20 protein-coding genes and 1 pseudogene are annotated in these 25,727 nt (G+C 46.7%); 14 read left to right on the forward strand and 7 right to left on the reverse strand.

Features of this window, described 5'->3' with window-relative positions:
* The first annotated feature begins 2 nt into the window (after nucleotides 1–2).
* Nucleotides 3–2,519 (forward strand): beta-mannosidase, encoded by a 2,517-nt coding sequence (locus MUB35_RS03030; protein ID WP_244805756.1) that lies wholly within the window; start codon nucleotides 3–5, stop codon nucleotides 2,517–2,519.
* 9 nt (nucleotides 2,520–2,528) lie between these two features.
* The gene (locus tag MUB35_RS03035) at nucleotides 2,529–3,077 is read left to right on the forward strand and encodes a D-lyxose/D-mannose family sugar isomerase (protein WP_033140789.1); all 549 of its coding nucleotides are present in this window, start codon (nucleotides 2,529–2,531) and stop codon (nucleotides 3,075–3,077) included.
* A gap of 63 nt (nucleotides 3,078–3,140) precedes the next feature.
* Here MUB35_RS03035 and MUB35_RS03040 read toward each other — a convergent pair whose 3' ends face one another.
* The 3 genes and pseudogenes from MUB35_RS03040 to bioB all read right to left on the reverse strand — a co-directional run bounded on the left by MUB35_RS03040 (nucleotide 3,141) and on the right by bioB (nucleotide 5,232).
* Entirely contained in the window at nucleotides 3,141–4,013 is an 873-nt protein-coding gene (locus MUB35_RS03040) for a YitT family protein (protein ID WP_033140790.1), read from the reverse strand.
* A pseudogene (locus tag MUB35_RS30985) lies at nucleotides 4,010–4,084 on the reverse strand (hypothetical protein); the annotation flags it as partial. The pseudogene MUB35_RS30985 and the gene MUB35_RS03040, both read right to left, overlap by 4 nt.
* Before the next feature lie 185 nt (nucleotides 4,085–4,269).
* A complete protein-coding gene (gene bioB, locus MUB35_RS03045; protein ID WP_033140791.1) occupies nucleotides 4,270–5,232 on the reverse strand; it encodes a biotin synthase BioB in 963 nt (320 codons plus the stop codon).
* 283 nt (nucleotides 5,233–5,515) lie between these two features.
* Between bioB and MUB35_RS03050 the strand changes: the two genes are divergently transcribed.
* Nucleotides 5,516–5,953 carry a rhodanese-like domain-containing protein gene (locus MUB35_RS03050; protein ID WP_033140851.1) on the forward strand — a complete coding sequence of 146 codons (438 nt, stop codon included), beginning with the start codon at nucleotides 5,516–5,518 and terminating at the stop codon, nucleotides 5,951–5,953.
* A 44-nt stretch (nucleotides 5,954–5,997) separates the two neighbouring features.
* On the opposite strand, the gene MUB35_RS03055 is transcribed toward MUB35_RS03050, so the two are convergent.
* Together MUB35_RS03055 and MUB35_RS03060 are read right to left on the reverse strand one after the other, a co-directional pair.
* On the reverse strand, nucleotides 5,998–6,357 hold the full coding sequence (locus MUB35_RS03055; protein WP_227211239.1) for a PqqD family protein: 360 nt from the start codon (nucleotides 6,355–6,357) through the stop codon (nucleotides 5,998–6,000).
* Nucleotides 6,357–8,273: an OPT family oligopeptide transporter gene (locus tag MUB35_RS03060; protein ID WP_227211238.1), complete on the reverse strand. Its 1,917-nt coding sequence runs from the start codon at nucleotides 8,271–8,273 to the stop codon at nucleotides 6,357–6,359. The genes MUB35_RS03055 and MUB35_RS03060 overlap by 1 nt, the downstream gene beginning before the upstream one ends.
* 201 nt (nucleotides 8,274–8,474) lie before the next feature.
* Between MUB35_RS03060 and MUB35_RS03065 the strand changes: the two genes are divergently transcribed.
* From MUB35_RS03065 to MUB35_RS03085, 5 genes are all read left to right on the forward strand, one after another.
* On the forward strand, nucleotides 8,475–9,425 hold the full coding sequence (locus tag MUB35_RS03065; RefSeq protein ID WP_244805757.1) for an AraC family transcriptional regulator: 951 nt from the start codon (nucleotides 8,475–8,477) through the stop codon (nucleotides 9,423–9,425).
* A 133-nt stretch (nucleotides 9,426–9,558) separates the two neighbouring features.
* Entirely contained in the window at nucleotides 9,559–13,644 is a 4,086-nt protein-coding gene (locus MUB35_RS03070) for an alpha/beta hydrolase-fold protein (protein ID WP_244805758.1), read from the forward strand.
* Nucleotides 13,645–13,870: 226 nt separating this feature from the next.
* On the forward strand, nucleotides 13,871–14,299 hold the full coding sequence (gene rplM / locus MUB35_RS03075; RefSeq protein ID WP_033140796.1) for a 50S ribosomal protein L13: 429 nt from the start codon (nucleotides 13,871–13,873) through the stop codon (nucleotides 14,297–14,299).
* A gap of 16 nt (nucleotides 14,300–14,315) precedes the next feature.
* Nucleotides 14,316–14,708 (forward strand): 30S ribosomal protein S9, encoded by a 393-nt coding sequence (gene rpsI, locus MUB35_RS03080; protein ID WP_033140797.1) that lies wholly within the window; start codon nucleotides 14,316–14,318, stop codon nucleotides 14,706–14,708.
* Nucleotides 14,709–14,712: 4 nt separating this feature from the next.
* Nucleotides 14,713–15,042, forward strand: a complete 330-nt coding sequence (locus tag MUB35_RS03085; protein ID WP_244805759.1) for a type II toxin-antitoxin system MqsA family antitoxin — start codon at nucleotides 14,713–14,715, stop codon at nucleotides 15,040–15,042.
* Nucleotides 15,043–15,501: 459 nt separating this feature from the next.
* Here MUB35_RS03085 and MUB35_RS03090 read toward each other — a convergent pair whose 3' ends face one another.
* Nucleotides 15,502–16,011 (reverse strand): helix-turn-helix domain-containing protein, encoded by a 510-nt coding sequence (locus tag MUB35_RS03090; protein WP_244805760.1) that lies wholly within the window; start codon nucleotides 16,009–16,011, stop codon nucleotides 15,502–15,504.
* Between the two features lie 357 nt (nucleotides 16,012–16,368).
* On the opposite strand from MUB35_RS03090, the gene MUB35_RS30765 reads away from it, so the two are divergent.
* From MUB35_RS30765 to MUB35_RS03110, 5 genes are read left to right on the forward strand one after another with little or no spacing between them, the layout of a single operon-like run.
* On the forward strand, nucleotides 16,369–16,635 hold the full coding sequence (locus MUB35_RS30765; RefSeq protein WP_334303719.1) for a DUF6783 domain-containing protein: 267 nt from the start codon (nucleotides 16,369–16,371) through the stop codon (nucleotides 16,633–16,635).
* 52 nt (nucleotides 16,636–16,687) lie between these two features.
* Nucleotides 16,688–18,394, forward strand: coding sequence for a potassium-transporting ATPase subunit KdpA (gene kdpA, locus MUB35_RS03095; RefSeq protein ID WP_244805761.1), 1,707 nt, complete (start codon nucleotides 16,688–16,690; stop codon nucleotides 18,392–18,394).
* Nucleotides 18,395–18,419: 25 nt separating this feature from the next.
* Nucleotides 18,420–20,486, forward strand: coding sequence for a potassium-transporting ATPase subunit KdpB (kdpB, locus tag MUB35_RS03100; protein WP_033140800.1), 2,067 nt, complete (start codon nucleotides 18,420–18,422; stop codon nucleotides 20,484–20,486).
* Between the two features lie 13 nt (nucleotides 20,487–20,499).
* On the forward strand, nucleotides 20,500–21,147 hold the full coding sequence (gene kdpC, locus MUB35_RS03105) for a potassium-transporting ATPase subunit KdpC (protein WP_148393508.1): 648 nt from the start codon (nucleotides 20,500–20,502) through the stop codon (nucleotides 21,145–21,147).
* Nucleotides 21,148–21,160: 13 nt separating this feature from the next.
* Nucleotides 21,161–23,197, forward strand: a complete 2,037-nt coding sequence (locus MUB35_RS03110) for a DUF4118 domain-containing protein (RefSeq protein ID WP_244805762.1) — start codon at nucleotides 21,161–21,163, stop codon at nucleotides 23,195–23,197.
* Between the two features lie 26 nt (nucleotides 23,198–23,223).
* Here MUB35_RS03110 and MUB35_RS03115 read toward each other — a convergent pair whose 3' ends face one another.
* Nucleotides 23,224–24,615 (reverse strand): MATE family efflux transporter, encoded by a 1,392-nt coding sequence (locus MUB35_RS03115; RefSeq protein WP_244805763.1) that lies wholly within the window; start codon nucleotides 24,613–24,615, stop codon nucleotides 23,224–23,226.
* A 179-nt stretch (nucleotides 24,616–24,794) separates the two neighbouring features.
* Here MUB35_RS03115 and MUB35_RS03120 point away from each other — a divergent pair, with 179 nt between their 5' ends.
* Nucleotides 24,795–25,685 carry a helix-turn-helix domain-containing protein gene (locus MUB35_RS03120; protein WP_227211733.1) on the forward strand — a complete coding sequence of 297 codons (891 nt, stop codon included), beginning with the start codon at nucleotides 24,795–24,797 and terminating at the stop codon, nucleotides 25,683–25,685.
* The last annotated feature ends 42 nt before the right edge of the window (nucleotides 25,686–25,727 follow it).

The following is a 25,727-nucleotide window of genomic DNA, read 5'->3' on the forward strand; positions in this document are numbered from 1 at the left end:
AAATGTTTCGATTAGAGATGAATGAAAACTGGAAGCTCCACGAAAGCCTTTTAAGTGTGGAGAAAGATCAGTGGGCATATGTGCATGGCCTGGAAGATGGGTGGTACCACTGCAGCCTTCCTGCGGATGTGAGAATGCCGCTGATAGCGGCAGGGGTTATAAAGGACCCGGTGTTGGCTGACTACTGCAGGGAATCTGAGTGGATAGAAAAGAGAGCATGGTGGTTTGAACATACATTTGACAGCAGTGATGTGGACCTGGAGGAAGATATCATTGAACTTATCCTGGAAGGCCTGGACTCCAGAAGTGATATTTTCATCAATGGACAATACATCGGAAGCCATTACAGTGTACATTATCCCTTTGTGTATGATATAAAAGATAAAATCAGGGATGGCGGCAATGTGATCACAGTCAGAGTGAGCAGCGGGCTGGAAGCAGTTTCAGACCAGGATCTGTCTGAACTGAATTACGCAGTATGCCTGGAAACAGACAACGGAGGAAAGTACCGGGGGGATGCCAGAAGAGCGTTCGTCAGAAGACCACAGTACACCGTGGGATGGGACTGGGGACCCAAGGTCATCACCTGCGGGATCACAGGCGGTGCCAGGCTGGAAGGGCATAAGAAGATCGCAGTCAGGGAAGTCAGCCTTCACACCGAGGAGGCAGGAGAACAGGCAAAACTGAAATTGATGCTGAATGTGGAGAATCTGGGATTTATAAGCTCCAGGGACGGGACATACAAAGTCAGAATAAGCTATAAAGGGAAAACAGTCTTTGAGCAGCTCTATAAGGACAGGCTTTTTACATCCGGATACAATTACTTCGAGGAGGAAATCCTGATTCCGGATGCAAAACTCTGGTGGCCGAACGGTTACGGCAGCCAGCCTCTGTATGATGTGGAGGTGGAAGCTGCATGCGAGGATGTGACAGAGAAATATCCGGCATTCCGCATAGGAATCAGAAAATTGGAGCTTAATACCGATGTATTGAAAGGAAAAGACAGGAAATTCCAGTTTGTGATCAACGGAAAGCCCATTTACTGCAAAGGCGGAAACTGGATTCCAAATGACTTTATTTATGCCAGAGTGACAGATGAGAAATACCGGGTTCTTATTGACGAAGCAGCGGAGGCAAATTTCAATATGCTGAGAATCTGGGGCGGGGGCCTGTATGAGCGCGACCTTTTCTATGACCTCTGCGACGAGAAGGGGATTTTGATCTGGCATGATTTTATGTTCGCATGTTCCACGTATCCGGATCATCACCAGTGGTTCCGTGAAGAAATGCGCAGAGAATTTGATTACCAGACGAAACGTCTGCGCAGCCACTGCAGTCTGGGCTTATTCTGCGGTACAAATGAGGTACACTGGCTGTTCAATTCCACGGATAATCCCAAATGGGGAATTGAATTTACCTATGAACATCAGTACGGCATGTACATTGCAAACATTTTGTCAAAAGAGATCATGCATGCAAATTGTCCTTATATTCCATACTGGAACAGTTCACCGTATGGAGGGGAACTGCCCAATGACGATACCGTGGGCGACATCCATCACTGGCAGCAGGCGTATATGAGCAAAAAAATGGAGGAGCGCATTGAGGCCAAGGACTATGACAAGATCAAGGCCAAATTTGTGAGCGAATATGGCTATGTAGGCCCATGCTGTATGGAAACGATTTTGGAATATATGGACGGACAGCCTATTGACAGAACCAGCGAAGTTTGGCAGATGCACAATAATGTCTTTGAAAAAGATACGGTAAATACAGCGATTGAAAAAAATTATGTGGACCACGCGGATAAGCTGTCCCTGGAGGACTACATTACTTATGCCGGCATGGTACACGGCATGATGTACGGATACTCCCTGGAAGCCATGCGGTTTAAAGAACAATGCTACGGCGGCCTGTTCTGGATGTATAATGATGCATGGGGAGAAGTGGGATGGACCATCATTGACTATTATCTGAGAAGAAAAATTGCTTATTATGGAGTAAAACGTGCTCTGGCCCATCAGAAATTTACTATGCGCCTTGTGGATGGCAGCGTTGTATTACAGGGTGTCAATGATACCCCGGAACCATTGGCGGTAAAAGCGGAATTCGGCTATGTCTCCTTTGACGGAACGATTCGGGATACCAGGGAGATCAGTCTGGAAACAGCGCCGGGAGAGCGTACATACCTGCTGAAGGAAGCTCTGCCGGACAGGGATTACAAAAAAGGAACCATAATGCTGTATGTACACGACGAGAAGATTGACAATATCTGGCTCCGGTTGGATGATATGCGGAATCTGGAGTTTGATACATGCAGGGCTTCCTGTATCGATGACCGTCAGGAGGGCAGTGGCCGAATCCTCACCGTTCATTCGGAGGCGTTTGCCCACGGCGTACATGTAAAAGGAAACTACAGATGTTCTGATAATTATTTCGATCTGCTGCCGGGCGAGACGAAGACGATCATCATCAGGGATGCCAAAGATGCAGCTCTGCAGCTTACATCTGTGAGATAGGAGAACACCATGAAAAAGACAGAATACGACCGGAAGAAGGCACAGGTGCTGGAGTACTTTGAAAAGGCACATATAGCGCTTACAGATGAAGAAAAGGAAAACATAGAGATTGCTGATTTTGGACTTGATGATATAGAACATATTGGTCTTCAGCTTGTCACTTATATTAATACGGACAGATGCTGCGCAAAGGAAATGGTTCTTTTTCCAGGGCAGACATGCCCGGAGCACAGCCATGCACCCATCGCTTCTATCGGCTATGAGGGAAAAGAAGAGACCTTCCGGTGCCGGTACGGAACCGTTTATCTCTATGTGGAAGGGGATGCTGATGAGAACAGGAGCGGCAGAATACCGGCAGGCTATGAAGACACGTACACAGTTCTTCATGAAATCATCCTTCATCCGGGAGACCAGCATACAATCTATCCCAATACCAGACATTGGTTCCAGGCAGGACCGGAAGGGGCTGTGATTTCCGAATTCAGTACCACAAGCAAAGACGAATATGATGTTTTCACAGACAAAAACATAAAAAGACAGCCAGCAATAGAACCCTGACAACTTTCTTCCTAATATAAACGGGGATGCCGCACAACAGAGATTTCGTGCGGCATCCCCATTTTATCTTCCGCCTTCCCCAATCTTCAGCATCTCAAACCCTTCCCCATGCACCTCATTGGATTCCAGAACAATGATAAAGGCATCCGGGTCTGTCTCCTTCACTGCTTTCTGTACAAAATACATCTGCTTATTGTTACAGGCACACATCACCACCTGTTTTTCGTCCATCCGGTAGCCGCCGACGCCTTTCAGGATGGTGCTGCCTCTGCCGCAGCACTCGTCAATGACCTCCGTAACCTTCTGTCCGTGCTCAGTCACGATCAGAGTCATTTTACCGGCATTGATTCCATAGACCACTTTATCCACAACAATAGCAAACAGAAAGTTGATGATCATTCCATAAATGATCCCATCCATATCCCGGAAAATAATACCGCCCAGGAGAATGATTACCACATCAGATAAAAAGGCGATTTTTCCAAGGGACAGATAAGGCTTCAATGCCTTTACAGCCATGATAATAAAATCCGTGCCTCCTGTGGAGGAATTCTGCATATAAATAATGGCATAGCCAAGACCGCCCAGCACACCGGTGCAGATGGCTGACAGCATCCGGCTTCCTTCATAGACGGGCAGCAGCGGCGCCAGATAGTCGATCATCACCGAAGAGATGATCATGGCACGCAGGGAACGGAGAAAAAACTGCCGCCCCAAAAGCCGGAAGCAGAGAATCGCCACCGGAATATTCAGAACAATAATGGATATACCGATGGGAAGCTGAAACAGGCGGTTTAATATCAACGCAATACCGGAAAATCCTGTCATGGGAAAGTGTGAGGCTACGGCAAAGTTGTAGATGCCAACGGCAATAAAGACACTTCCCAGCAGTTCCATTCCAATATTTTTTGCCAGTGCTTTATAATTGTTTTTCATAAATAGAACCTTCCTTTCTGCCTGCCAGAGTGTGTCTGAAAATCACTTTCGGCAGGCTGTGTGTCACACTTTGCCGGAACACATTTTCAAACAGGCTCCGGGCAAGTTATGATCAGTTACCCGTAAAACAACAAAAAAAGAGCTTATGCAAACGATTATTATAATCCGCATAAGCTCTTTTATAGAATCCAGTATAGCAGAGAGAAAATCAGATTTCAAGTTCCTTTCTAAAAAAAATTACCGTTGATTTCTTCCATTACTCGTAAAGCCTGATTTCAAATCCCAGTTCCTCCGCAAGCTGCCGGTCCTCACGGACAGCGATTCCTCCAGTGGTCAGCATATTCTGTGTGATAGCTCCGTTTGCGCCGGACCGGAATACGCGGCGTCCCTGGTCTTCCATGAGCCCCCGGCCGCCTGCCATGCGCAGGATGCTGTCCGGCAGAAGAAATCGGAAAATGGCAGCAGTCCGGCAGACTTCGTCCTCGGGCAGAGGCGCATTATGCTCCAGAGGGGTGCCGGGGATAGGGTTCAGAACATTGATGGGGACAGAGCGGATCTGCAGATCCCGCAGGGTGAGCGCCATATCAATTCTGTCCTCCATGGTTTCGCCAAGCCCGATGATTCCGCCGCTGCATACCGTGAGGCCGGATTCCCTGGCGTCCCGGATTGCCTGTATTTTATCTTCATATGTATGAGTGGTGCAGATATGAGGAAAAAAGCGGCGGGATGTTTCCAGATTGTTGTGGTAACGGACCACACCGGCAGATTTCAGCATTTTAAACTGTTTTTGGGAGAGCAGACCCATGGAAGCGCACAGGGAGATTCCACAGGTTTCCCTGATCTTCCGGAAACTGTCACAGACCTGTTCCACTTCCTGATCACTCAGTCGTTTCCCGGAGGTGACAATGGAGAAGCGGAGGATGCCGTCAGCCGCGTTTGCCTTTGCTTCCCGCAGGATCTCATCCGTGCTTAGGAGGGGATAAACGGCTGTATCAGCAGAATAATGGGAGGACTGGGCACAGTATTTGCAGTCTTCCGGACATTTTCCGCTTTTGCCGTTGATAATGGAACACATATCAAAAGCGTTCCCGCAGAAATGCCTGCGTATCTGATCCGCTGCTTCGCACAGAGGTTCCAATTGGGCAGAAGACAGAAGGATTGCCTCCTCCCTGGAAAGAGTACCGCCGTTTATAACTTTTTTCTGCAATGTAGTTATCATTTTTCATACCTCATCTTTCGGGCTTTTTAAGTATTTCAGATGTATCCGTAAAAAGAACCTATGAGAATAACTATAAAATATCAGAAGAATATTGTCAACTTATAAAAATAATAAAGTTTACAATCAGCAGCAGCATTTTTCGGAAATGCTTGACAAATATAACTGCAACAATTATAATTACAGTATAAACTGTAACATAATTAATCACAGAATGTATAATCTGCCGGAAATAGCAGAATCCTATCAAGTTTTATGGACTTACCGGCAGAGGAAAGGAAAACGTATGAAGAGAAAGAAGAAATGGCTTCAGACTGTTATAGCGGCGGGAGTCATAGCAGCCGCACTGGCCGCATGCGGAGAAAATAAGAACGGCCAGGATACAAATGCAGCACAGGAGGACACAGTGAAAACAGAGTATAAAAAGATCACAGCAGAGGAGGCAAAAGAGCGCATGGACAAGGATGATAAGATTGTGATCCTGGATGTCCGTACAGAAGAGGAATACAAGGAAGGCCATGTGCCCGGGGCACTGGTGATCCCCAATGAGACCATCGGCAGTGAGCCCTTGGAGGAACTGCCTGACCCGGATCAGGAGATACTGGTCTACTGCAGAAGCGGTAACCGCAGCGCGCAGGCTGCAAAAAAACTCATAGAGGCGGGTTACACCCAGGTGTATGACTTCGGCGGGATCATGGACTGGCCCTATGATACAGAAAAATAAAAACAGCGCATCATGGAAGATAATATCCATGGTGCGCTGTTCTTTTACACATCTTTGTTCAGCTTAATGAAATGATAACTTTCCAGTACCTGAAAGAATTTTGCCAGCCTCTCATAGAGAGGAGCAGCCTCTTCCCCGAAGTGTGCGTCCACCTCTTTGCCCAGTTCAATGATGTTCTTTTTGCCGTCGATCAAAGGCCAGACGAAACTTCCCAGCTTGTCCAGATGGACATGGGTGTATTTCGGGCGGTTGAAGCATTTCTGAGCGAGCCGGTTAAAGAAACCGGTATTCTCAACATCCAGGGTCACAATGCCCTTTTTGTCCGTTTTCCAGGCGAGAAGTGAATTTCTCTCAGGGATAAACTCCAGATAGTTTTTATCAATTACATTTTCTTTTTTTTTCATTATTTGTTCTCTTTACGTTTTCTCCAGAGAGAAAATTTAAGCAGACTCAGGATTACAAGTGCGAATACTACAAGGCTTCCGATATTGGAAACAGATGCAGGCAGATTCAATCTGCTGGAAAGGTCAATGGCCTTATCCACATGGAATACGGCAAAGACTGCCAGAAGGATACCGATCAGACCTTCACCTGCGATCATACCGGAACAGTAGAGTACACCGTCATTGATGATGGCGTCTTTTTTCTTCTTGTCTTTCATGTTCATCTTGTCAAATGCCAGACGAACCAGTCCGCCTACCATAATGCAGGCATTTAACTGTACCGGAAGATATACACCGATTGCGAACGGAAGTACCGGAATCCCCACGATCTCCACTGCGATTGCCAGGAATACACCGATAAATACCAGTGTCCACGGCAGGTTGTTTTCCATAACACCCTCTACGATCATCTTCATCAGCATGGCCTGAGGTGCGCCCAGTTCCTCGGAACCGAATCCCCAAGCTGCGTTCAGCAGATATAAAACACCGCCGATGGCAAGAGCAGCTGCGAATACACCGATGAACTCACCAATCTGCTGTTTTTTAGGTGTGGAGCCCAGAAGGTATCCTGTTTTCAAATCCTGTGAAGTATCGCCTGCGATAGCAGCTACGATACAGATAATGGAACCGATGGCAATAGCGCCCTGCATCCCGTGGATTCCGCTGTCGCCTGTTGCCTTCAGCAGGATAGTAGCGATCAGCAGTGTTGCGATTGCCATACCGGAAACAGGGTTGTTGCTGCTTCCCACCAGACCTACCATCCTGGAAGATACAGTGGCGAAGAAGAAGCCGAAGATCACTACGATAATGGCACCCAGGAAGGTAACCGGAATCGGAGGAGCCAGCCAGATGGCAATTGTGATAAGTAGAACACCGCCCAGAATGACACCCATGTTGATGTCCTGTCCTGTTCTGGTTGTATTGGTGTTTGTATTGCCTTTCAGGCTCTTCATGGCATCACTGAATGTACGGATGATCAGAGGCAGGGATTTTGCCAGGCTGATGATACCGCCGGCAGCCAGAGCACCTGCACCGATATAGCGGATGTAGCTGCCCCAGATAGCGCTTGCGCCGCCTTCTGCGAACATCTGTCCAATGGGGGCAGTTCCCGGATACAGAGTCAGATCAGCACCGAAAAGTACAACAGCCGGAATCAGAACCATCCAGCTCACCAGACCGCCGGCGAACATGTAGGATGAAATACGTGGTCCGCAGATATAACCAACACTCATAACAGCCGGATAGATCTGTGTTCCGATTTCACCTGCAAAGCCCTTTACTCTCAGGGAAACTTCACTGGGAACCAGTTTAAAACCGTCGATAACGAATTTGAAGATTGCTGCAAATCCCATACCGGCGAATACTGTGGAGGCATTTGCGCCGCCCTCTTCACCTGCCAGAAGGACTTCCGCACACGCGGTTCCTTCCGGATAAGGAAGAATACCATGCTCTTTTACGATCAGGGCATTTCTCAGAGGTACCATGAAAAGTACACCCAGAAGACCGCCCAGCAGAGCAATCAGAGTGATTTCCAGAATACTCGGGGTTTCCATTTTGCCATCAGCGGCCCATAAGAAGAGGGCAGGTAATGTAAAGATGGCACCAGCAGCAAGGGACTCACCGGCAGAACCGATGGTCTGTACAATGTTACTCTCCAGGATGGAATTTTTGCGCATGATAACGCGGATTACACCCATGGCGAGAACGGCTGCGGGAATGGACGCGGAGATTGTCATACCTACACGAAGTCCAAGGTAAGCATTGGCGGCGCCGAATACGACGGCCAGAATGATACCCATAACAATGGAGGTGACAGTTAATTCCGGCGTTACGCGCTCGGCCGGAATATAAGGCTTGAATTCTTTTTGTTCATTCATAGTCTTTCTCTCCCTTATTTTTTATGCTCTCCTATTATATCGAAAAATATAAAAAACTGCAATAAAGAAAAGAGTTCTCAGAGTAAATACCAGTAAATCACGGATAAATATGACAAATAATGACACAATTCTACAAATATAATGTATAATAATAAAAAAGGCAAACGCATATTTGCAATATAAAAAGCAGGAGAAGAAAAAGTGGGGCGGAAAAAGAAGCGTTATGTAGAGGACCATATTTTCAGAATATATCCGGATTATCCGTTGCTGGTACTGGATAAGATCGCGTGGGCGAAGGCAGGGGCTAATGACCCACTTCATTTTCATTATTATCTGGAGATTGGTTATTGTTATGAAGGACAGGGGACGATCATCAGCGAGGGGGAGGAAGCGGCATTTTGTCAGGGAAGTATCAGTCTTGTGGCGCCAAATCTTCTGCATGCTACCAGAAATGAGAATGGCATGTACAACATGTGGGGATATTTGTTTGTGGACCTGGAAGATTTTGTGAAGCTGTTTTCCTTTATTGATGAGAGAATGCATATGAAAATATGCAGGCAGCTTTTTTATGGAGTCCGCATTTTAGATGAGAGAAAATACGAACAGCTTACATTTCTTTTAAAGCAGATTTTCCGGACGGCGGGAGAGAAAAAAGGGACATATAAAATGCAGGTGATGAGCCTTCTGTGTTCTTTTTTGTTTATGCTTTATGATGTACTGGAACACAGGGTGGGGGAGGAGGCTGTGAGTCTGCCGCTTCTGCCGGCTATTGACTACATTTATGACCATTATATGGAGCAGATAAAAGTGGGGCAGCTGGCTGACATGTGTCATTTCAGTGAGAGCCATTTCCGCAAGGTTTTCCAGAAGATGAAGGGGCTTGGACCGGTGGATTACATTAACTGCATAAGAGTCAGGGAGGCGTGCCGGATGCTGCAGAATACCATGGAGCCAATAAGGATAGTCGGAGAAAAGTGCGGCTATCTCTCCATATCATCCTTTGAACGGAATTTTAAAAAACGTATGGGGGTACTTCCCGCAAAATGGAGGGAAGAGCGGCGGCTGTACAGGAAAAAAGAGAGGGGGGAATATGAAATAAAACAGATACTGGTGGAAGAACGCACCGGGGACGGTGAAGAGAATCATTTTTGATTGTTTAAGAAGCGAATCTGCTTACTGTGAAGAATGCTTATCCTGTATTTTAAATGTATAAAACTGACAATATGACGGAAATGCAGAGGGGGGGAATGCAGTTCATATGTCAAGATGTACAGGAGGAGCTTTTATGAAGAGAAAAATTGTGACAATTTTGCTGACATTGTCTATGGTTTTGGGCAGTGTTCTTTCGCCGCTGGAGATCAAGGCGAAGACTGAAGTGTCTGACAGGCAGAGTGTGGAGTGGAACGGGAATACCTGCGGGTATCAGGTCGTGCTGCCCGAGGGCTATGATCCGGATGGGGGAATGCGCTATCCGGTTATGTATCTGCTTCCGGATGATGGATTGGGGGAATATCCGGAAGGAATGGAGGACATGCTGGGGGAAACTATGTCCGGTGAAAAAGGGATTGACATGATTCTGGTAAAACCGGCATTTACTCTGGATATGGATGTGCGGCAGGTCATGGAGCTTGTTGCGGCAGATGTGGATGCAAAATATAATACCATTCCGGGTGCTGGAAACAGGGCGGTAGTCGGAACCGGAGCAGGAGGATATCTCGCCTATATTCTTGGACTGACAGAGACGAAACAGGCAGATGACCAGGAACCGGCAGAAGATGCAAAGGCTCCGGAAGAATCTTCGGATACAAAGACATGGCGGGAAGACCTGGATAAGACAGCCGGAGAAATACCGGACACAGATTCGGATACGCCGCAGGAGACGTTGGATTCCGGGGATGTAGAGGAAGCGTTGGATACGGAAAAAGGATCAGATGCAGAGCGTTCGGATGCTGGGGATGCGGAAAAAGAATCGAATACGGACTGCTTGGATGTCCGAGATGCGGAAAAAGGATCAGATGCAGAACGTTCGGATGCTGGGGATGCGGAAAAAGAATCGAATGTGAACCGCTCGGATGTCCGGGATGCGGAAAAAGAAACAGATGTGAACCGTCCGGATGTTCAGGATAATGAAAAAGAATTGGATGCGCGTCAGTTAGAGGCCGGGAAAGAATCAGATGCAGAGCAGAAGCCGGACGCGAGTCAGGCAGAATTACAGTCACCTGCAAAAGATTCGGATGCAGATACTGTGGATTTTGATAAAGATTCAGTTACGGATATGCCGAAACAGCAGGATTCAGAAAAGAATGCAGAAGCAGATGCTGATATGCCGAAGCCTCTGGAAGCGGACAGCAAAGCGATAGACAGCGTTCCCCTTACAGCACCCGGGACATTTGGCATGATTGCAAGTATTCGGGGCGATTTCGTCAGCAGTGACAACCCCTGGTATGAGATATACGGTGATGTGTATGATTACTTGGTACAGTGCCACGAGGCAGATCCGAATTTTTATACCAGATTCTATACTTATATGGACGCCCCTGCAGGCGATGCATGGACAAATATGGCCCATTCCACCAGTGATATGGGAGCTCTGTTTATCAGCTGGGAGAAATCTATTTCCTTTGATTACCATGAATTTACAGTCAGGACAGGCTCTTACAGCACAGATTATCTGCAGGAATCCCTGGAAAGAGTGGTTAGCCGTATGACAAACCGCTTTATCTCAGGCTTGGCATCCGGGTCTGTTTCCCTGAAAAAAGCAGCGCTTACGGGAAACGACAAGACAGCAGAGGTCAGCTATTCCATAGAGATTGGGGAAAAATATGCGGATTTTTTCCAGGGCGGGAACAGCAAAATGGATATAACAGTTGCAGTTCTTGATCCGAATACAAAGGAAGTTCTGTACGATACAACAATTTCTCAGAATATAAACGGTCCCGGCACTTACGAGGGCGGTGTCAAGGTTCCGAATAAGGTAAATAAGACTTCCTCCACGATTCAGATGTATGTGAATCTTCTTGGTGTCCGTATGGATCTCGATACAGCCACATTGATTCGCATTCAGGATACCGGGGACGCTGAGGATGAACAGCAGATCGATCTGATGGGAGACTGGTATTTTAATTATGTAGGATTATCAGATCCGTTTAAGGCAGATACCTTGACTTCAGAGGAATATGAATCCTGGTCAGTGGTTCAGCCTGCCCTTGGAAACTGGGAGCAGGGATTTGGAAATATTACTAAGATATGGTATATGAATACAGGCTGGGGCTGGTATGCCAGAACCTTTGAACTGCCGGAAGATTTCACAAAAGAAAATCTGACTCTCTTGATTGGGTACATGGATGACAGAGGGGAAGTTTTTGTCAACGGTAAGAGAGTTGGAGGAACAGGCGTCAATGAGGATGGCAGCAGTACCAAGGAGACGACCTGGGCTGTGCTCAGCAAGTTCTCCATAGATTCCAGCATCTTAAATTACGGCGGTACGAATACCGTATACGTTCATGTGTACAATGATCCTCCGTATGGCGGCGGCGGTTGGTACAGCGGACCTGTAGGTCTTTACAGCCAGGCAGCCTACAACAAACTGCAGGGCCTGCCCTCCAGAGTGCCGGAAAAGGAAATAAAAGAATCTGTGGCAGCGGCAGCGGCATATCAGAATACCTGTCTGAAAGAGAGCAGATTAGAAGAATATGCAGGAACTATTGCGGAAGATTATTTTTCATCAGGAAATAAGAAAGAAGACAGAGTAAAGGAAGCAGAAGAACTGATACATGACAAAGGGATTACAGAGATAGAGGATATAGGCATCACAATCTTTGAGACAGAGGATAAAGATGGCACTGCTTCTTATTTATACAGTGCAGAAAGAAAGATCACATTTACGGACGGCAGTGTACAGGAGATAAAATTCCAGGATACCTATATCAGCAGAAATGACAGGATTTATATGTATGGAAATCATTCCAGGTTCTTTGAGACATCTTATGATTCGGCTTATGCGGCATCGGCAACGGAGAAAGAGGGAACCGCAGAGGAAAAATATCTGGTATATCTGCCGGAGGGGTATTTTGAATCTGACAGAAATTATCCCACCACTTATCTGCTGCATCAGTTTAACAGCGACCATACTTCATACATGACAGACAATGTGGACCGCCTTTTAGATGAAGCGATTGAGGAAGGCCTCATAGACGAAATGATAGTTGTCATACCAAACAGTGAGGAGGATAGCTGGTGGAGAGATGACTGGGAGAAAATGGTCACAGATGAGATGGTGCCTATGATGGATGCCCGTTACAGGACGATCAGGGACGCAAGATATCGTCTGACAGCAGGTGCGTCTATGGGCGGACAGGGGGCATACGGCCTGGCCCTGCGCAATCCTGATATATTCTCAGGAGCGGTAAGCTTCTTCGGCGCTTTCAGTATGGGCGGCGCATACAGTCCGAATGAGATTGTAAAAGAGGTGTCAACCGAGTACCTGCAGTATTTTTCTATGTATTTTATGTGCGGAAATCAAGACCTCTATGGTTTTGGAGTCCCGGCAATCCAGTTGGATGCAGCCCTCACAGAGCGGGGTGTTGACCACTGCTTCTTTATAGAGAATGGAGATCACAACAGTGAATTTTATATTCCGTATTTCAAATCCGCGTTTTCATATGTGAGAGGTCATATGTATCAGGCGGACGATGAGGTCACAGAACAGATCAGCGGCACTGCCGTGCTGGAAAATAAAGATGGAAAAACAGTGGTAAACACAAGTATAAAAATTGAGGATGGAATCAGCAGTTATATGAACCGGATTCCTGCGTCTGTTTATACAAAAAATGAGAATCCGTCTCTCTCCGTCCCTGTTATGCTTGAGGTCACACAGGGAGGAAAAACTGTGTATACTGCATCACAGCGTGATTATATGACGGACGGTGCAGCAGACGAAAGCTTTTCCTTTGATATCACTGACAGCATTGACCCGGACGAAGCGTACCAGGTGAGTCTGAAAGCGGCTGTTTTTGACAAGACTGTGGAATTGGCACAGACGAGCGCAGAGAAAAAGGATGACGGCAAAGACCCGGGTGATGATGGCAAAGACCCGAGTGATGACAGCAAAGACCCGGGTGATGACGGGAATAAGGGAACAGATGATGGAAAGAATGACGGAACAGGCGGCGATGATAAAAAGCCCGGTACCAAACCTTCCGGTCAGGGAAATGACACGGGAAGCGGAAGTAAAGGCACAAAGACGACCGGTGCCGGCAATGCAAAGACAGGGGATGAGACTCCGGTTGTACTGTATCTGACCCTGACTGCTGCAGCTTTTGGAGGAGTCATTCTTATACTGAAAAAGAAAAAACAGATCCGTAAATCATAAAATCAGGAGTTCTGTTAATATTATATAAGAAGACAGCTCTCTAAATGGCTTATTTTTTGCCAAAATTTTCGATAAAACCTGTTGACATGCCCGGATAAGTGTAATATAATATCTCAATGTGACGTAGTGCGAAAATACCTAGCCAAAAGCCCCGGTATGGTATTTTTCATTATAAATTTATGAATTTGAATATTACTGTATATGCTGAAAATTAGGAGGTAAAACCATGAACACTTATATGGCTAATCCGGATAAGATTGAAAGAAAATGGTATGTAGTGGACGCTGAAGGCAAAACCTTAGGCCGCCTTGCATCTGAAGTAGCTAAAGTTTTAAGAGGAAAAAACAAACCAGTTTTTACTCCTCATGTCGATACAGGTGATTATGTAATCATCGTTAATGCTGAGAAAGTCAGCGTAACTGGTAAAAAATTAGACCAGAAGATTTACTATCATCACTCTGACTATGTTGGCGGAATGAAAGAAACCACACTGAGAGAGATGATGGCTAAAAAACCGGAGAAGGTTCTTGAACTCGCTGTTAAAGGAATGCTTCCGAAAGGACCTTTAGGAAGATCCATGATCAAAAAGCTGCACGTATACGCAGGACCGGAACACAACCATGCAGCTCAGAAGCCAGAAGTATTAACATTTTAATAGGAGGTAGAGAACATTGGCTAGTACAAAATTCTATGGAACAGGAAGAAGAAAATCATCTGTAGCTCGTGTTTACTTAGTACCGGGAACAGGTAAAATCACTATCAATAAAAGAGATATTGATGAATATTTTGGATTAGAGACACTGAAAGTTGTTGTTCGTCAGCCGTTAATGGCAACAGAGACAGCAGACAAATTTGACGTGTTAGTAAACGTTCATGGCGGTGGATTCACAGGACAGGCCGGCGCTATCCGTCACGGAATCTCCAGAGCATTACTGGAGGCAGACGCTGAGTACAGACCTGTATTAAAATCCGCAGGTTACCTGACTCGTGACCCGAGAATGAAAGAGAGAAAGAAATACGGTCTCAAAGCAGCTCGTCGTGCACCGCAGTTCAGCAAACGATAATCAATTGCATATTGCAATGTATGGAAAACCCACAAATGTCAAGTTTGTGGGTTTTTTTGAATTGAATATTGGAAGCAGATCTCAAAACCAGAAAGGAGCAATAAATATGTTATGTATGGAATGCGGAGCTAAGGCTGAAAAAGGATTGACAACAGACATGACAGATTTGGGGAGCTGCTTAGTAATTGTCAGAAATGTTCCTTGCTATAAATGCATAGAATGCAATGAAGTTATTTATACAGCGGACGTTGTGAAACAATTGGAAAATATTATAGAACAGGCAAAGAAAGTAATGCAGGAGATTTCAATTGTTGACTATAGTAAAGTGGCATAGTTTGAAGAGTATTAAAATCCTTGAAAATTCAGTGTTTTCAAGGATTTTAATACTCTTCAAAGGTATCGCGGGAAAGCTTCAGAAGTTATCTAAACACATGCATAACTGACAATCAATACTATATTTTTCAACAATATCATCGACACCCCCATCACCAGGCAAAACAGCCTCCACACACATCTTTTTTAAATCAGAAGAATATGCAACTCCCATTTTAGATTTGAGAGGCAACGATTCCATACCACCTATATTTAATCACCTATTCTTTTAAAGTTTTACAACCGATCTGATATTTATCTGCCGGAAAGCGATATGAGTCTAGTATGTTAAGATATTCTTGAGAAACCATTACTCTGAACTCTGGCGTATCTGGTGATTTGGACATGAAAATACCTCCTAAGTAGATTTTGGTTATTTGCCTTGTCTGCTTAAAAGGTATCATATCAGAGCAGGATGGTTTTATTCTTTCTTTCGTGTTAAGAAAATCCCTATGATTGCACCAACAAGGATAATCGGGGCTGCTCTGACAAACAGCCATTCAAATGAGTGAAACGCCACTCCAAGAACAGCAGTCTCAGGATGACTATAATCCCATCCAAAATAAGGGCTTTCTGATACGAATAAAACTGCAAAAATTGCTGCTATGACTACACACAATGAGATAAATAGCCAGTGAAGAATTTTTCTCCTCATGGTCTTTCTTTGTGCCAGTTGCAAGTTTATTACCTCCAATTTTTCTGAAATTGCTTTTAAGGTATCAACCTCCGTTTCAATAACAGTTTCTCCCAACAACATGCTTACAGGTGTTTCAAGCAGTTCTGATATGGAGATTAACATCTCGGAATCGGGAACTGACAGTCCCTGCTCCCATTTAGAAACTGTTTGCCGCACAACGTTTAGCTTGACAGCAAGCTCTTGCTGCGAAAGTCCTTTTGATTTTCTGATTTCTTTTATATTTTCGTTGAGCATTAGGGATAGCCTCCTTTCTTTTTATCGTTACCATTATTTTAGACAAAACTGCCCGTTGCCACAAGCAACGCATTTTAACATTCAGGCAAAATAGCAAATTCTTTAGGTCAGAAGTTGCTTTCAAGCTGCCATTAATCCAATTTTAATACACCTGCCGTTTCCCTTATGCGCATTTAGGGCAGGACGTGATAATATCAGTTACAGCCTGAAAGATAAAGGAGGGACCTGAAATGATGGACTTGGCTATGGTGGTTATACTGTTTGCCTGCTTCGGACTGATGGTGCTGTTTGCAGGATGGTGCAGCAGACAGGTAGATACAGACAGCACAGAAGATAAGGCGTAGAGCCTGTTAGAAAATTCATTCCGACAATCTGCACGCCCCACTTTGCGGCATATTTGCCCACAATTCAGTCAGCGTAGCCCGCTACGCCTCCTTCATCGGGGTTAAATCTCCCACAAATTGTGACGCACAGCTTGCCGAAAGTAATTTTCAAACACACTCTAGGAAAAAATCAAAACATAGATTAAGGACAGGAGGAGATCACATGATATTGCTGGGAATCGTGATTTTACTGATAGCGGCATATTTATTCTATGCCCTGGTATATCCCGAGAAATTATAGACAACAAGATCAGCAACGGGAATTTAGAAAATGACAGGAGGAGATAAAAGTCATGTTACAGATAGCGCTGACTTTGGCAATTTTTGTTTTGGCGGTCATTCCCATGGGGAGATACATGTATCACATTGCGGCCAAAAAGAAAACATTTGCGGACCCTTTTTTTGACAGGGTGGACAACGGGATATACAGAATCTGCCGGATTGACAGAAAAGGTATGAATTGGAAAACATATGCACTGAACCTTCTCATGGCAAATGCAGTTATGGTTTTTGCGGGATATCTGGTATTGAGACTGCAGTATGTACTGTTTCTGAATCCAAACGGGATAGAGGCAATGGAGCCGACCCTTTCCTTCAATACGATCATAAGCTTTATGACAAACACAAACCTGCAGCATTATTCCGGTGAATCCGGGCTTTCTTATTTGAGCCAGATGCTGGTGATCATTTTTATGATGTTCACCTCCGCGGCATCCGGATATGCGGCCTGTATGGCATTCTGCAGGGGACTTGCGGGAAAGAGTATGGACCTGGGAAATTTCTATGAGGATATGGTGCGTATCACCACACGTATCCTGATTCCCTGGTCTCTCATCTTTGGCCTTGTGCTGATCTGGCAGGGATGCCCGGAGACTTTTGGCTCCAACATTACAGTGGAGACCATTCACGGAAAACTACAGGACTTTGCCATGGGACCCATAGCGGCCCTTGAGATCATCAAACATCTGGGGACAAACGGAGGTGGTTTTCTGGGAGCCAACTCTTCCACCCCATTTGAGAACCCGACAGTGATCACGGATATTGTGGAGCTGATCTCCATGATGATCCTTCCGGGTGCCTGTGTACTTACCTTTGGAAAGATGTGTCAGGATAGGAAGAGGAAGGAAAAAGAACCTGTCTTCGGCAAACAGGGAAGGACTATATTCGCGGCAATGTCTGTCATATTCCTCATCGGTCTGACTCTGTGCTTTGTATCTGAGAAGGCCGGCAATCCGGTTCTTGAGACAGCCGGCATCAGCCAGGAAATGGGGAGCATGGAGGGCAAGGAGGTCCGGTTTGGAGTTGACCAGTCCGCTCTGTTTACAACTGTGACAACTTCCTTCACCACAGGTACTGTCAACAACATGCATGATACACTGACGCCTCTTGGCGGAATGGTACCGCTTCTGCATATGATGCTCAATTGTGTATTCGGAGGAAAAGGCGTGGGCCTTATGAACATGCTGATGTATGCCATTTTAGCTGTATTCATCTGCGGTCTGATGGTTGGCCGTACTCCCGAGTATCTGGGCAAGAAGATCGAAGGAAGAGAGATGAAGCTGGTTGCCCTGGTTCTGATCGTCCATCCGCTGCTGATCCTGGGATTCTCGGCGCTTGCCGTATCCACGCAGGCCGGTCTGGAAGGTATCAGCAATCCCGGTTTTCACGGCCTGTCCCAGGTGCTGTATGAATACGCCTCAGCATCGGCAAACAATGGCTCCGGTTTTGAAGGACTGTCCGACAACAGTTACTTCTGGAATATCACAACAGGACTTGCGATGTTCTTCGGCCGTTACATAGCCATTATAGCCCAGCTTGCCATTGCCGGCTCACTGCTTGCAAAGAAGAGCACAAGGGTTTCCATCGGTACCATGCGTACAGATAATACGGTATTTACCATTTTGCTTGTATTTATTGTATATATTTTCGCTGCTCTGACCTTTTTCCCGGCACTGGCATTGGGACCGGTCGCAGAGCATCTGACCTTGTGGTTTTCATAAAATTTAAGAAAGGGATGTTAGAGGAATGTCTAAAAAACAACAGCAAACAAAGTTCGTGACAAAGGACATTTTAAAGAGTTCCATTATCGGTGCGTTTCAGAAACTGAGTCCGAAATATATGGTGAAGAACCCGGTCATGTTTGTGGTGGAGGTGGGATTTGTGCTCACGCTGCTTATGACTATTGTTCCCACTATCTTTGGGGACGACGCATCACTTGGATATCTGAGGATTTATAATGGAATCGTCTGCGCTGTACTTTTTATAACCGTATTATTTGCAAATTTTGCAGAGTCTGTAGCGGAGGGACGTGGTAAGGCGCAGGCGGCGACCTTGAAAAAGACAAAGCAGGATACAAAATCACGTCTTCTCGGCAGAGACGGTACGGAAACTATTGTAAACGCATCTGAACTGAAAAAGGATGATGTGGTACTTGTAAAGGCTGGGGAGACGATTCCGAATGACGGAGAAGTAATAGAAGGGATCGCGTCTGTGGATGAATCTGCTATTACAGGGGAATCCGCACCTGTCACCCGTGAGGCGGGAACTGATTTTTCATCTGTTACGGGGGGAACCACCGTGGTCAGTGACTGGCTGAAAATCAGGATCACATCAAAGCCGGGTGAGTCGTTTCTGGACAAAATGATTGCCCTGGTGGAGGGGGCATCCCGCCAGAAGACTCCCAATGAGATCGCATTAAATACCCTGCTGGTGGGCCTCACGATTATTTTTCTGATCGTGGTTGTGTGTCTGTATCCTTTTGCGACTTATTCGGGAGTGCAGATACCCGTATCTACAATGATTGCCCTGCTGGTCTGCCTGATTCCGACCACGATTGGCGGTCTGCTGTCAGCGATCGGAATCGCGGGTATGGACAGAGTTACCAGATTCAATGTGATTGCCATGTCAGGAAAGGCTGTGGAAGCCTGCGGGGATGTGGATACCATGATTCTTGATAAGACAGGTACCATAACCTTTGGAAACCGTCTGGCAGCAGAGTTCTATCCGGTTGCCGGGAAAAGCAGGGAGGACCTGATAGACTATGCCGCACTTGCCTCCCTCTGTGACCCCACACCGGAAGGAAAATCAACGGCAGAGCTGGCTAAGAGCATGGGAACAAGAATTGACGACAGCGCAGCAAAACAGATGGAATTTATTGAATTTACAGCCCAGTCCAAAATGTCAGGTGTAAATCTGGACAGCGGTTCTCAAATCAGAAAAGGTGCCGCAGATGCCATCAAAGAAAGAGTTCTCAAAAACGGGGGCAGTATACCGGGAGATCTGGACGCGATAGTGGAACAGATCGCGGGGCTTGGCGGAACGCCCCTGGTTGTGGAGGCAGACGCTGTGATCTACGGTGTTATTTATCTGAAAGATACTGTGAAACCGGGTCTGATCGAGCGGTTCGCAAGACTTCGTGAAATCGGGATCAAGACGATTATGTGCACAGGCGACAATCCGCTGACTGCCGCGACCATTGCGAAAGAGGCCGGTGTGGATGGATTTATTGCCGAATGCAGGCCTGAGGATAAAATACAGGCGATTAAGAAGGAACAGGCAGAGGGAAAACTGGTAGCCATGACAGGTGACGGAACCAATGACGCCCCTGCTCTTGCCCAGGCAGATGTAGGGCTGGCCATGAATTCAGGCACAGCGGCGGCAAAAGAGGCGGCAAATATGGTGGACCTGGATTCTGACCCCACCAAAATTCTGGAAGTGGTGGAAATAGGAAAACAGCTTCTTATTACAAGAGGCTCCCTCACCACATTCAGTATAGCAAACGATGTGGCAAAGTATTTTGCCATTATACCGGCCATGTTCACTATGGTGATACCGCAGATGCAGATATTAAATATCATGAAGCTGGCAACACCTATGTCAGCTATCTTATCAGCACTCATTTTCAATGCGGTCATTATACCGTGTTTGATTCCCATTGCCATGCGGGGTGTCAAGTACAAACCCATGAGCGCGGAGCGCATGCTTTTGAAAAATATGGGTATTTACGGCCTGGGTGGTATCGTCGTACCGTTTGCCGGAATTAAGATCATAGACTGTCTGGTGGCTCCGCTGCTTGCAGTGCTGGGAATGTAGGGAGGAAGATGCTATGAGATCATTTTTAAAATATTTTAGGAGCGCTCTGGTTCTGACGGTTTTCATGTTGGTTCTCTGCGGATTTGCCTATCCCGCTGCACTGACCGGGCTGGGGCAGCTTATGTTTCCGCATCAGGCGAACGGAAGCCTGATCACGGCAGAGGGAGAGAAAACCGATGACCCGGAAAAAGCAGTGGGCTCAGCTATTGTGGGGCAGGATTTTTCCGGAGATCCCAGGTATTTTCAATGCCGTGTATCCGGGGTGGATTACAACACTTATACAGAAGAAGAAAAAGAGGACGGCAGCTACACAGGGGTGGGTTCCGGCGGTTCTAACCTGGCTCCATCCAATGAAGAACTGAAGAAGCGCGCGGAGAAATCAGTAGAGGAATTTCTGGAGAAGAACCCGGATGTGGAGAAGGGTGACATTCCTGCTGATCTGCTCACAGCCTCCGGTTCCGGCCTGGATCCGAACATCACACCGGAATCCGCCAGGATCCAGATTCCTTCCATTGCTGAAAAGACCGGGCTTAAAGAGGAAGAACTCAGAAAGATCGTGGAGGAGAATACGGATGGCAGGACCCTTGGTGTCTTCGGACATGAGCGGGTGAATGTCCTGAAATGTAATCTGGAAATCGCGAAGGCCATAGGAGAAATATAGGCAGGGAGATGCCATGGACACAATGGAAAGACCAAGTTCTGAAAAGATGCTGGAAAAGATCCGGGCAGAGGAAGCTCAGGTCCGTAAAAAAGAGATGGGACAGCTTAAGATCTTTTTGGGTTACGCAGCCGGAACAGGCAAGACGTACGCTATGCTGGAAGCTGCAAGAGAACTGAAAAAGCAGCAGGTGGATGTGATCGCCGGATATGTGGAGCCCCACGCAAGACCGGAGACTGCCGCACTTCTGGAGGGACTGGAGCAGCTTCCCTTTCTGATGGTGGACTATAAAGGGGTCAAAATCAGGGAATTTGACTTGGACGCTGCTCTAAAACGCCGTCCCAAAGTGATTCTGGTGGATGAACTGGCACATTCCAACATCCGCGGCTGCCGTCACAGGAAACGCTATCAGGATATCGAGGAGCTGCTGGAGCACGGGATCAATGTGTATACAACCGTAAATATCCAGCATCTGGAGAGTCTGAATGACAATGTGACCGGGATTACCTCCGTTATGGTGAGAGAGACCATTCCGGACCGCGTGTTTGACAGGGCGGACCAGGTAAAACTTGTGGATATTGAGCCGGAAGAGCTGATCCAGCGCATGAAGGAAGGAAAGATATACCGGGAGATTCAGGCACAGAGGGCTTTACAGAACTTTTTTACGAGAGATAAGCTGATCGCCCTCCGTGAGATTGCCCTGCGCCGTATGGCCGACAGAGTGAACCATCTGGCGGAGGAGGAGAAGAAGCTGTTTGGAACCGGGGAATACTCCACCGGGGAACATGTTCTTACCTGCATCTCCCCGGCGCCTTCCAACGCAAAGGTCATCCGCACAGCAGCCCGCCTGGCCTATGCCTTTCACGCGGAATTTACGGCTCTCTATGTGGAGACCAGATATCTGCAGAACGCAGATGAAAAAGTGAAAAGACGAAGGGACGAAAATATGCGTCTTGCCAGAAGCCTGGGCGCAAAGATTGCCACGGTAAACGGAGAGGACGTGTCAAGGCAGATCGCCGAATACGCAAAAGTCAGCAATGTGACGAAAATCGTTATGGGCAGAACTGCGCACAGGGTTCTGTTCGGACAGACCAGAAAAACCCTGGTCGAAAGCTTGAATCAATATGCCCCCAGCCTTGACGTATACATCATCCCGGATCTGCAGAGCGGAATCGGTCAGCGGTCTTATACTGTGGTAAAGACCGGAAAATTCCTGCAGGGGCTGAAAGGAACGGATTTCTGGATCATGCTGGGCATGATGACAGTCAGTACAGCCGGCGGTTTTCTGCTCTCGCATTTTCAGATGACAGAAGCCAATATCATTATGTCATATCTGCTGGGAGTGATGCTGACCGCCATCTTTACCCAGGGGTATGTGTGCTCTGTGCTTGCCTCAGTTCTAAGTGTGATTCTGTTCAATTATTTTTTTACCATGCCGGTTCACAGCCTTCAGGCGTATGATGCCAGCTATCCGGTGACATTTGCCATGATGTTCACAGTCAGCCTTCTCACATCCTGGAATATGTCAAAGATTCAGAAGCAGAACGAAGAAAACGCAAAGCGCGCATACCGCACGGAAATTCTGCTGGTAAACAGCAAAAAATTAAGACGGGCAAAGACCAGGCAGCAGGTCAGCGATGAGCTGGCCGGCCAGATCCAAAAACTGATGCAGTTTACTGTGTTAATATATATGAAGAAACACGGTGTGATCCAGGTCCCCTCTGTTTATCTTCGCAGCGGGATAGAAGAGGAAGAGGAGGAAATCCTGAGGGCAGGCTATACCTCCCGGGCGGAGCAGGCCGTGGTCAAATGGGTATTTGAAAACGGACACAGAGCCGGCTGCACTACCCATACACTTCCAAACGCAAAGGCGATTTATCTTCCGGTTATGGAGGATGACAAGGTTTCTGCTGTGGTCGGCATGGTACTTGAGGAGAAAAGAGAGATTGCTGTATTTGAATACAATCTCATATCTGCCATGCTGGATGAAGCAGCCCTTGTACTGGAGCGGATCCAGAAGATGGAGGATTTGGCAGAGTCCACAGCAAAATAACGCCTCAAGCCGGGTATGGATATCATTTACGCGTTTACCATCACTGAGCTCTCTTCGCGTGTAAGATTGTTCAGCCAGAGGTATTTTTTATATCGGGGGTACAGCCAGGGGATTTTCACGATCTCATCTGCGCACATCAGGATATATACCACGATGACCGGCCAGTGAAATACGAAAGTTCCGAGCAGTGCCAGCGGCAGTGCAAAGCACCAGGAGGCGAAGAAAACGCTGAGCGCATCGTACCCCGCATCACCGCCTGCAGGGAAAATACCGCAGACAATAACTGTATTGATGGAATAGGCGAATACATAGAACGCACTGAAGACCAGCATGATGACCAGGTAGTGCTTTGCGGTTTCCGATAACACGAAGAACTCCGCCACGATGGGACCGAGGATACAGAGCAGTGCCATATGGACAATACCTGCCCAGATTGAAATATGGCAGAATTTTTTTCCGTATTCTTTGGCCTTGTCAAACAGATTCTGTCCAAGGAGTTTACCGACCATAATTCCCGCGCCCACAGAAATACCCTTGCAGACACAGGTTATAAGCTCCTGTGCTACGGACGCGATGGATGCAGCTGCAGTGGCATCGGATCCCAGGTGTCCCATGATCAGTGAGTGCATGGAAAATCCGAATCCCCACGCAAGAGAACTGCCCAGCATGGGAAGCGCGATTTTGAACAGATCTTTGGTTATATCGATGGAAAACCATTGAAACCCCTGCAGGTCGGGACGAATGCTTTCTCCACGGTGAGATTCCGCGATACACCAGATGAGCGCCACCAGTTCTACAACAACAGTGGAATAAGCGGAACCGTTTGCCCCCAGTTTAGGTACCCCCGCGAAACCGTAGATCAGGAAAAAGTCAAGCACAACGTCGGTTATGAGGGTGACAACGGAAATCAAAACGCTCTTAGGCGCCTTACCTTCCAGTTTCATTATCAGATAGTAACACTGTGTAACGCCGGTGAACAGATAAGAAAGGCTCACCGCACGGAGATAGGAGGCTCCGATTTTGATCAGGGCAGTGTCCGGTGTATAAATCCGCATTAATAGCTCCGGTGCGAACATTGCCAGGGCAAAGAAAACGAAGGAGATGCCAAATGCCCATTTTATGAGCATACAGAACAGGTTTTTAACCATGGTCCAATCGCCTTTACCCCAGTATTGGGCGATCAGAGCACCGCCGCCGCCGACCACAGCGCCGCTGAACAGGCTCATGATAAATGCAATCTGGTTTGCCAGGGAAACCGCGGAAACAGCATCCTGTGTCAGCCGTCCCAGCATCAGCGCATCGGACGCGCCGATCAGGGCAACAAGCAGGTTCTGCATTCCGATTGGAATCGCAAGGGAGAACAGTTCCTTATAAAAATCTTTCTTTTCCACAAGTTCCGTTGAACGTCTTGCTTTCATATGTAATACCTCCGGATGCGGTCATTTTATGGATCCGCATGATGCAGTCTGTAGATTTTCCGATTTTGTATTGCTATATCGGAATGCCATGGATATAATTATATTATAAAAAATGTATGCTTTTCTATGGATATATTCTCAAAAAATATAATTGTATTGCTGCGAGGAGGAGATTTACAATGGAGAAACGCCAGGTGCCGATCGATCAGGAGATGAACGCCCTTGTTGCTTATGATGACTCTTTTCGTTTTATTCTTTCACGGGATGACCTCAGTGAATATAACAAGGGATTTGTAAACTGGCACAAGCAGCCTACGATTGAAATTTCCGTGATCTGCGAAGGGGCAGTAAATGTATATGTGTTGGAACACGAACAGACAGTAGCGGCGGGGGACGGTTTTTTTATTATGCCGGGATTTCTGCACTCCATCCGTCCGGCGCCGGGATATAAGACTGCAAAGTATTTTACGCTGATTTTCCATCCTGAGATTCTGTACGGCAGCCATGGCAGTTATTACGAGGAAGCATACTATCGTCCTATAGTTGATTGTAATACGCCGTACTTTGTATTCCGTGGCCGTGATGCATGGACAAAGGAGATATTTCCGAAGCTTATGTGGGTAGGCGATCACTGTCCGGATACCTCTCCTGCATTCCGTTTGAAAACCCAGCATATCCTTCAGGATGTCTGGGCTTTGTTTGCAGCAAATCTGCTTGACCAGACGAAGCCCAGCTTGGCAGCCCGTGATACCCGGAAGATTCTGAACCTGATCGCCTATCTTCATGAACATTATCAGGAAAAGTTTTCTCTGGCTGCGCTGGCAGATCATGTGTCCATGAGCCGAAATGAATGCTGCCGTTATTTTAAGCAGATGATGAATATGACCATCACGGAGTATCTGCTGGAATACCGCCTGTCCAAAGCAGCGGCGTTACTGGAGACCTCGGGTTTGAGTATCACAGAAATTGCTGAACAGACAGGTTTTTGTGATGTCAGCTATTTCATTAAAATGTTCCGGCGCAAAACCGGGATCACACCTAAGGCATATGCAAAAAGGAATCATGTTTGACTCCTGATTCTATAGTATTTGCTGTCAAAAAAGACAATTCTA

The sequence above is a fragment of the Blautia sp. NSJ-175 genome (assembly GCF_022867815.1).
In the GTDB taxonomy this organism is placed as follows: Bacteria; Bacillota; Clostridia; order Lachnospirales; family Lachnospiraceae; genus Blautia; species Blautia celeris.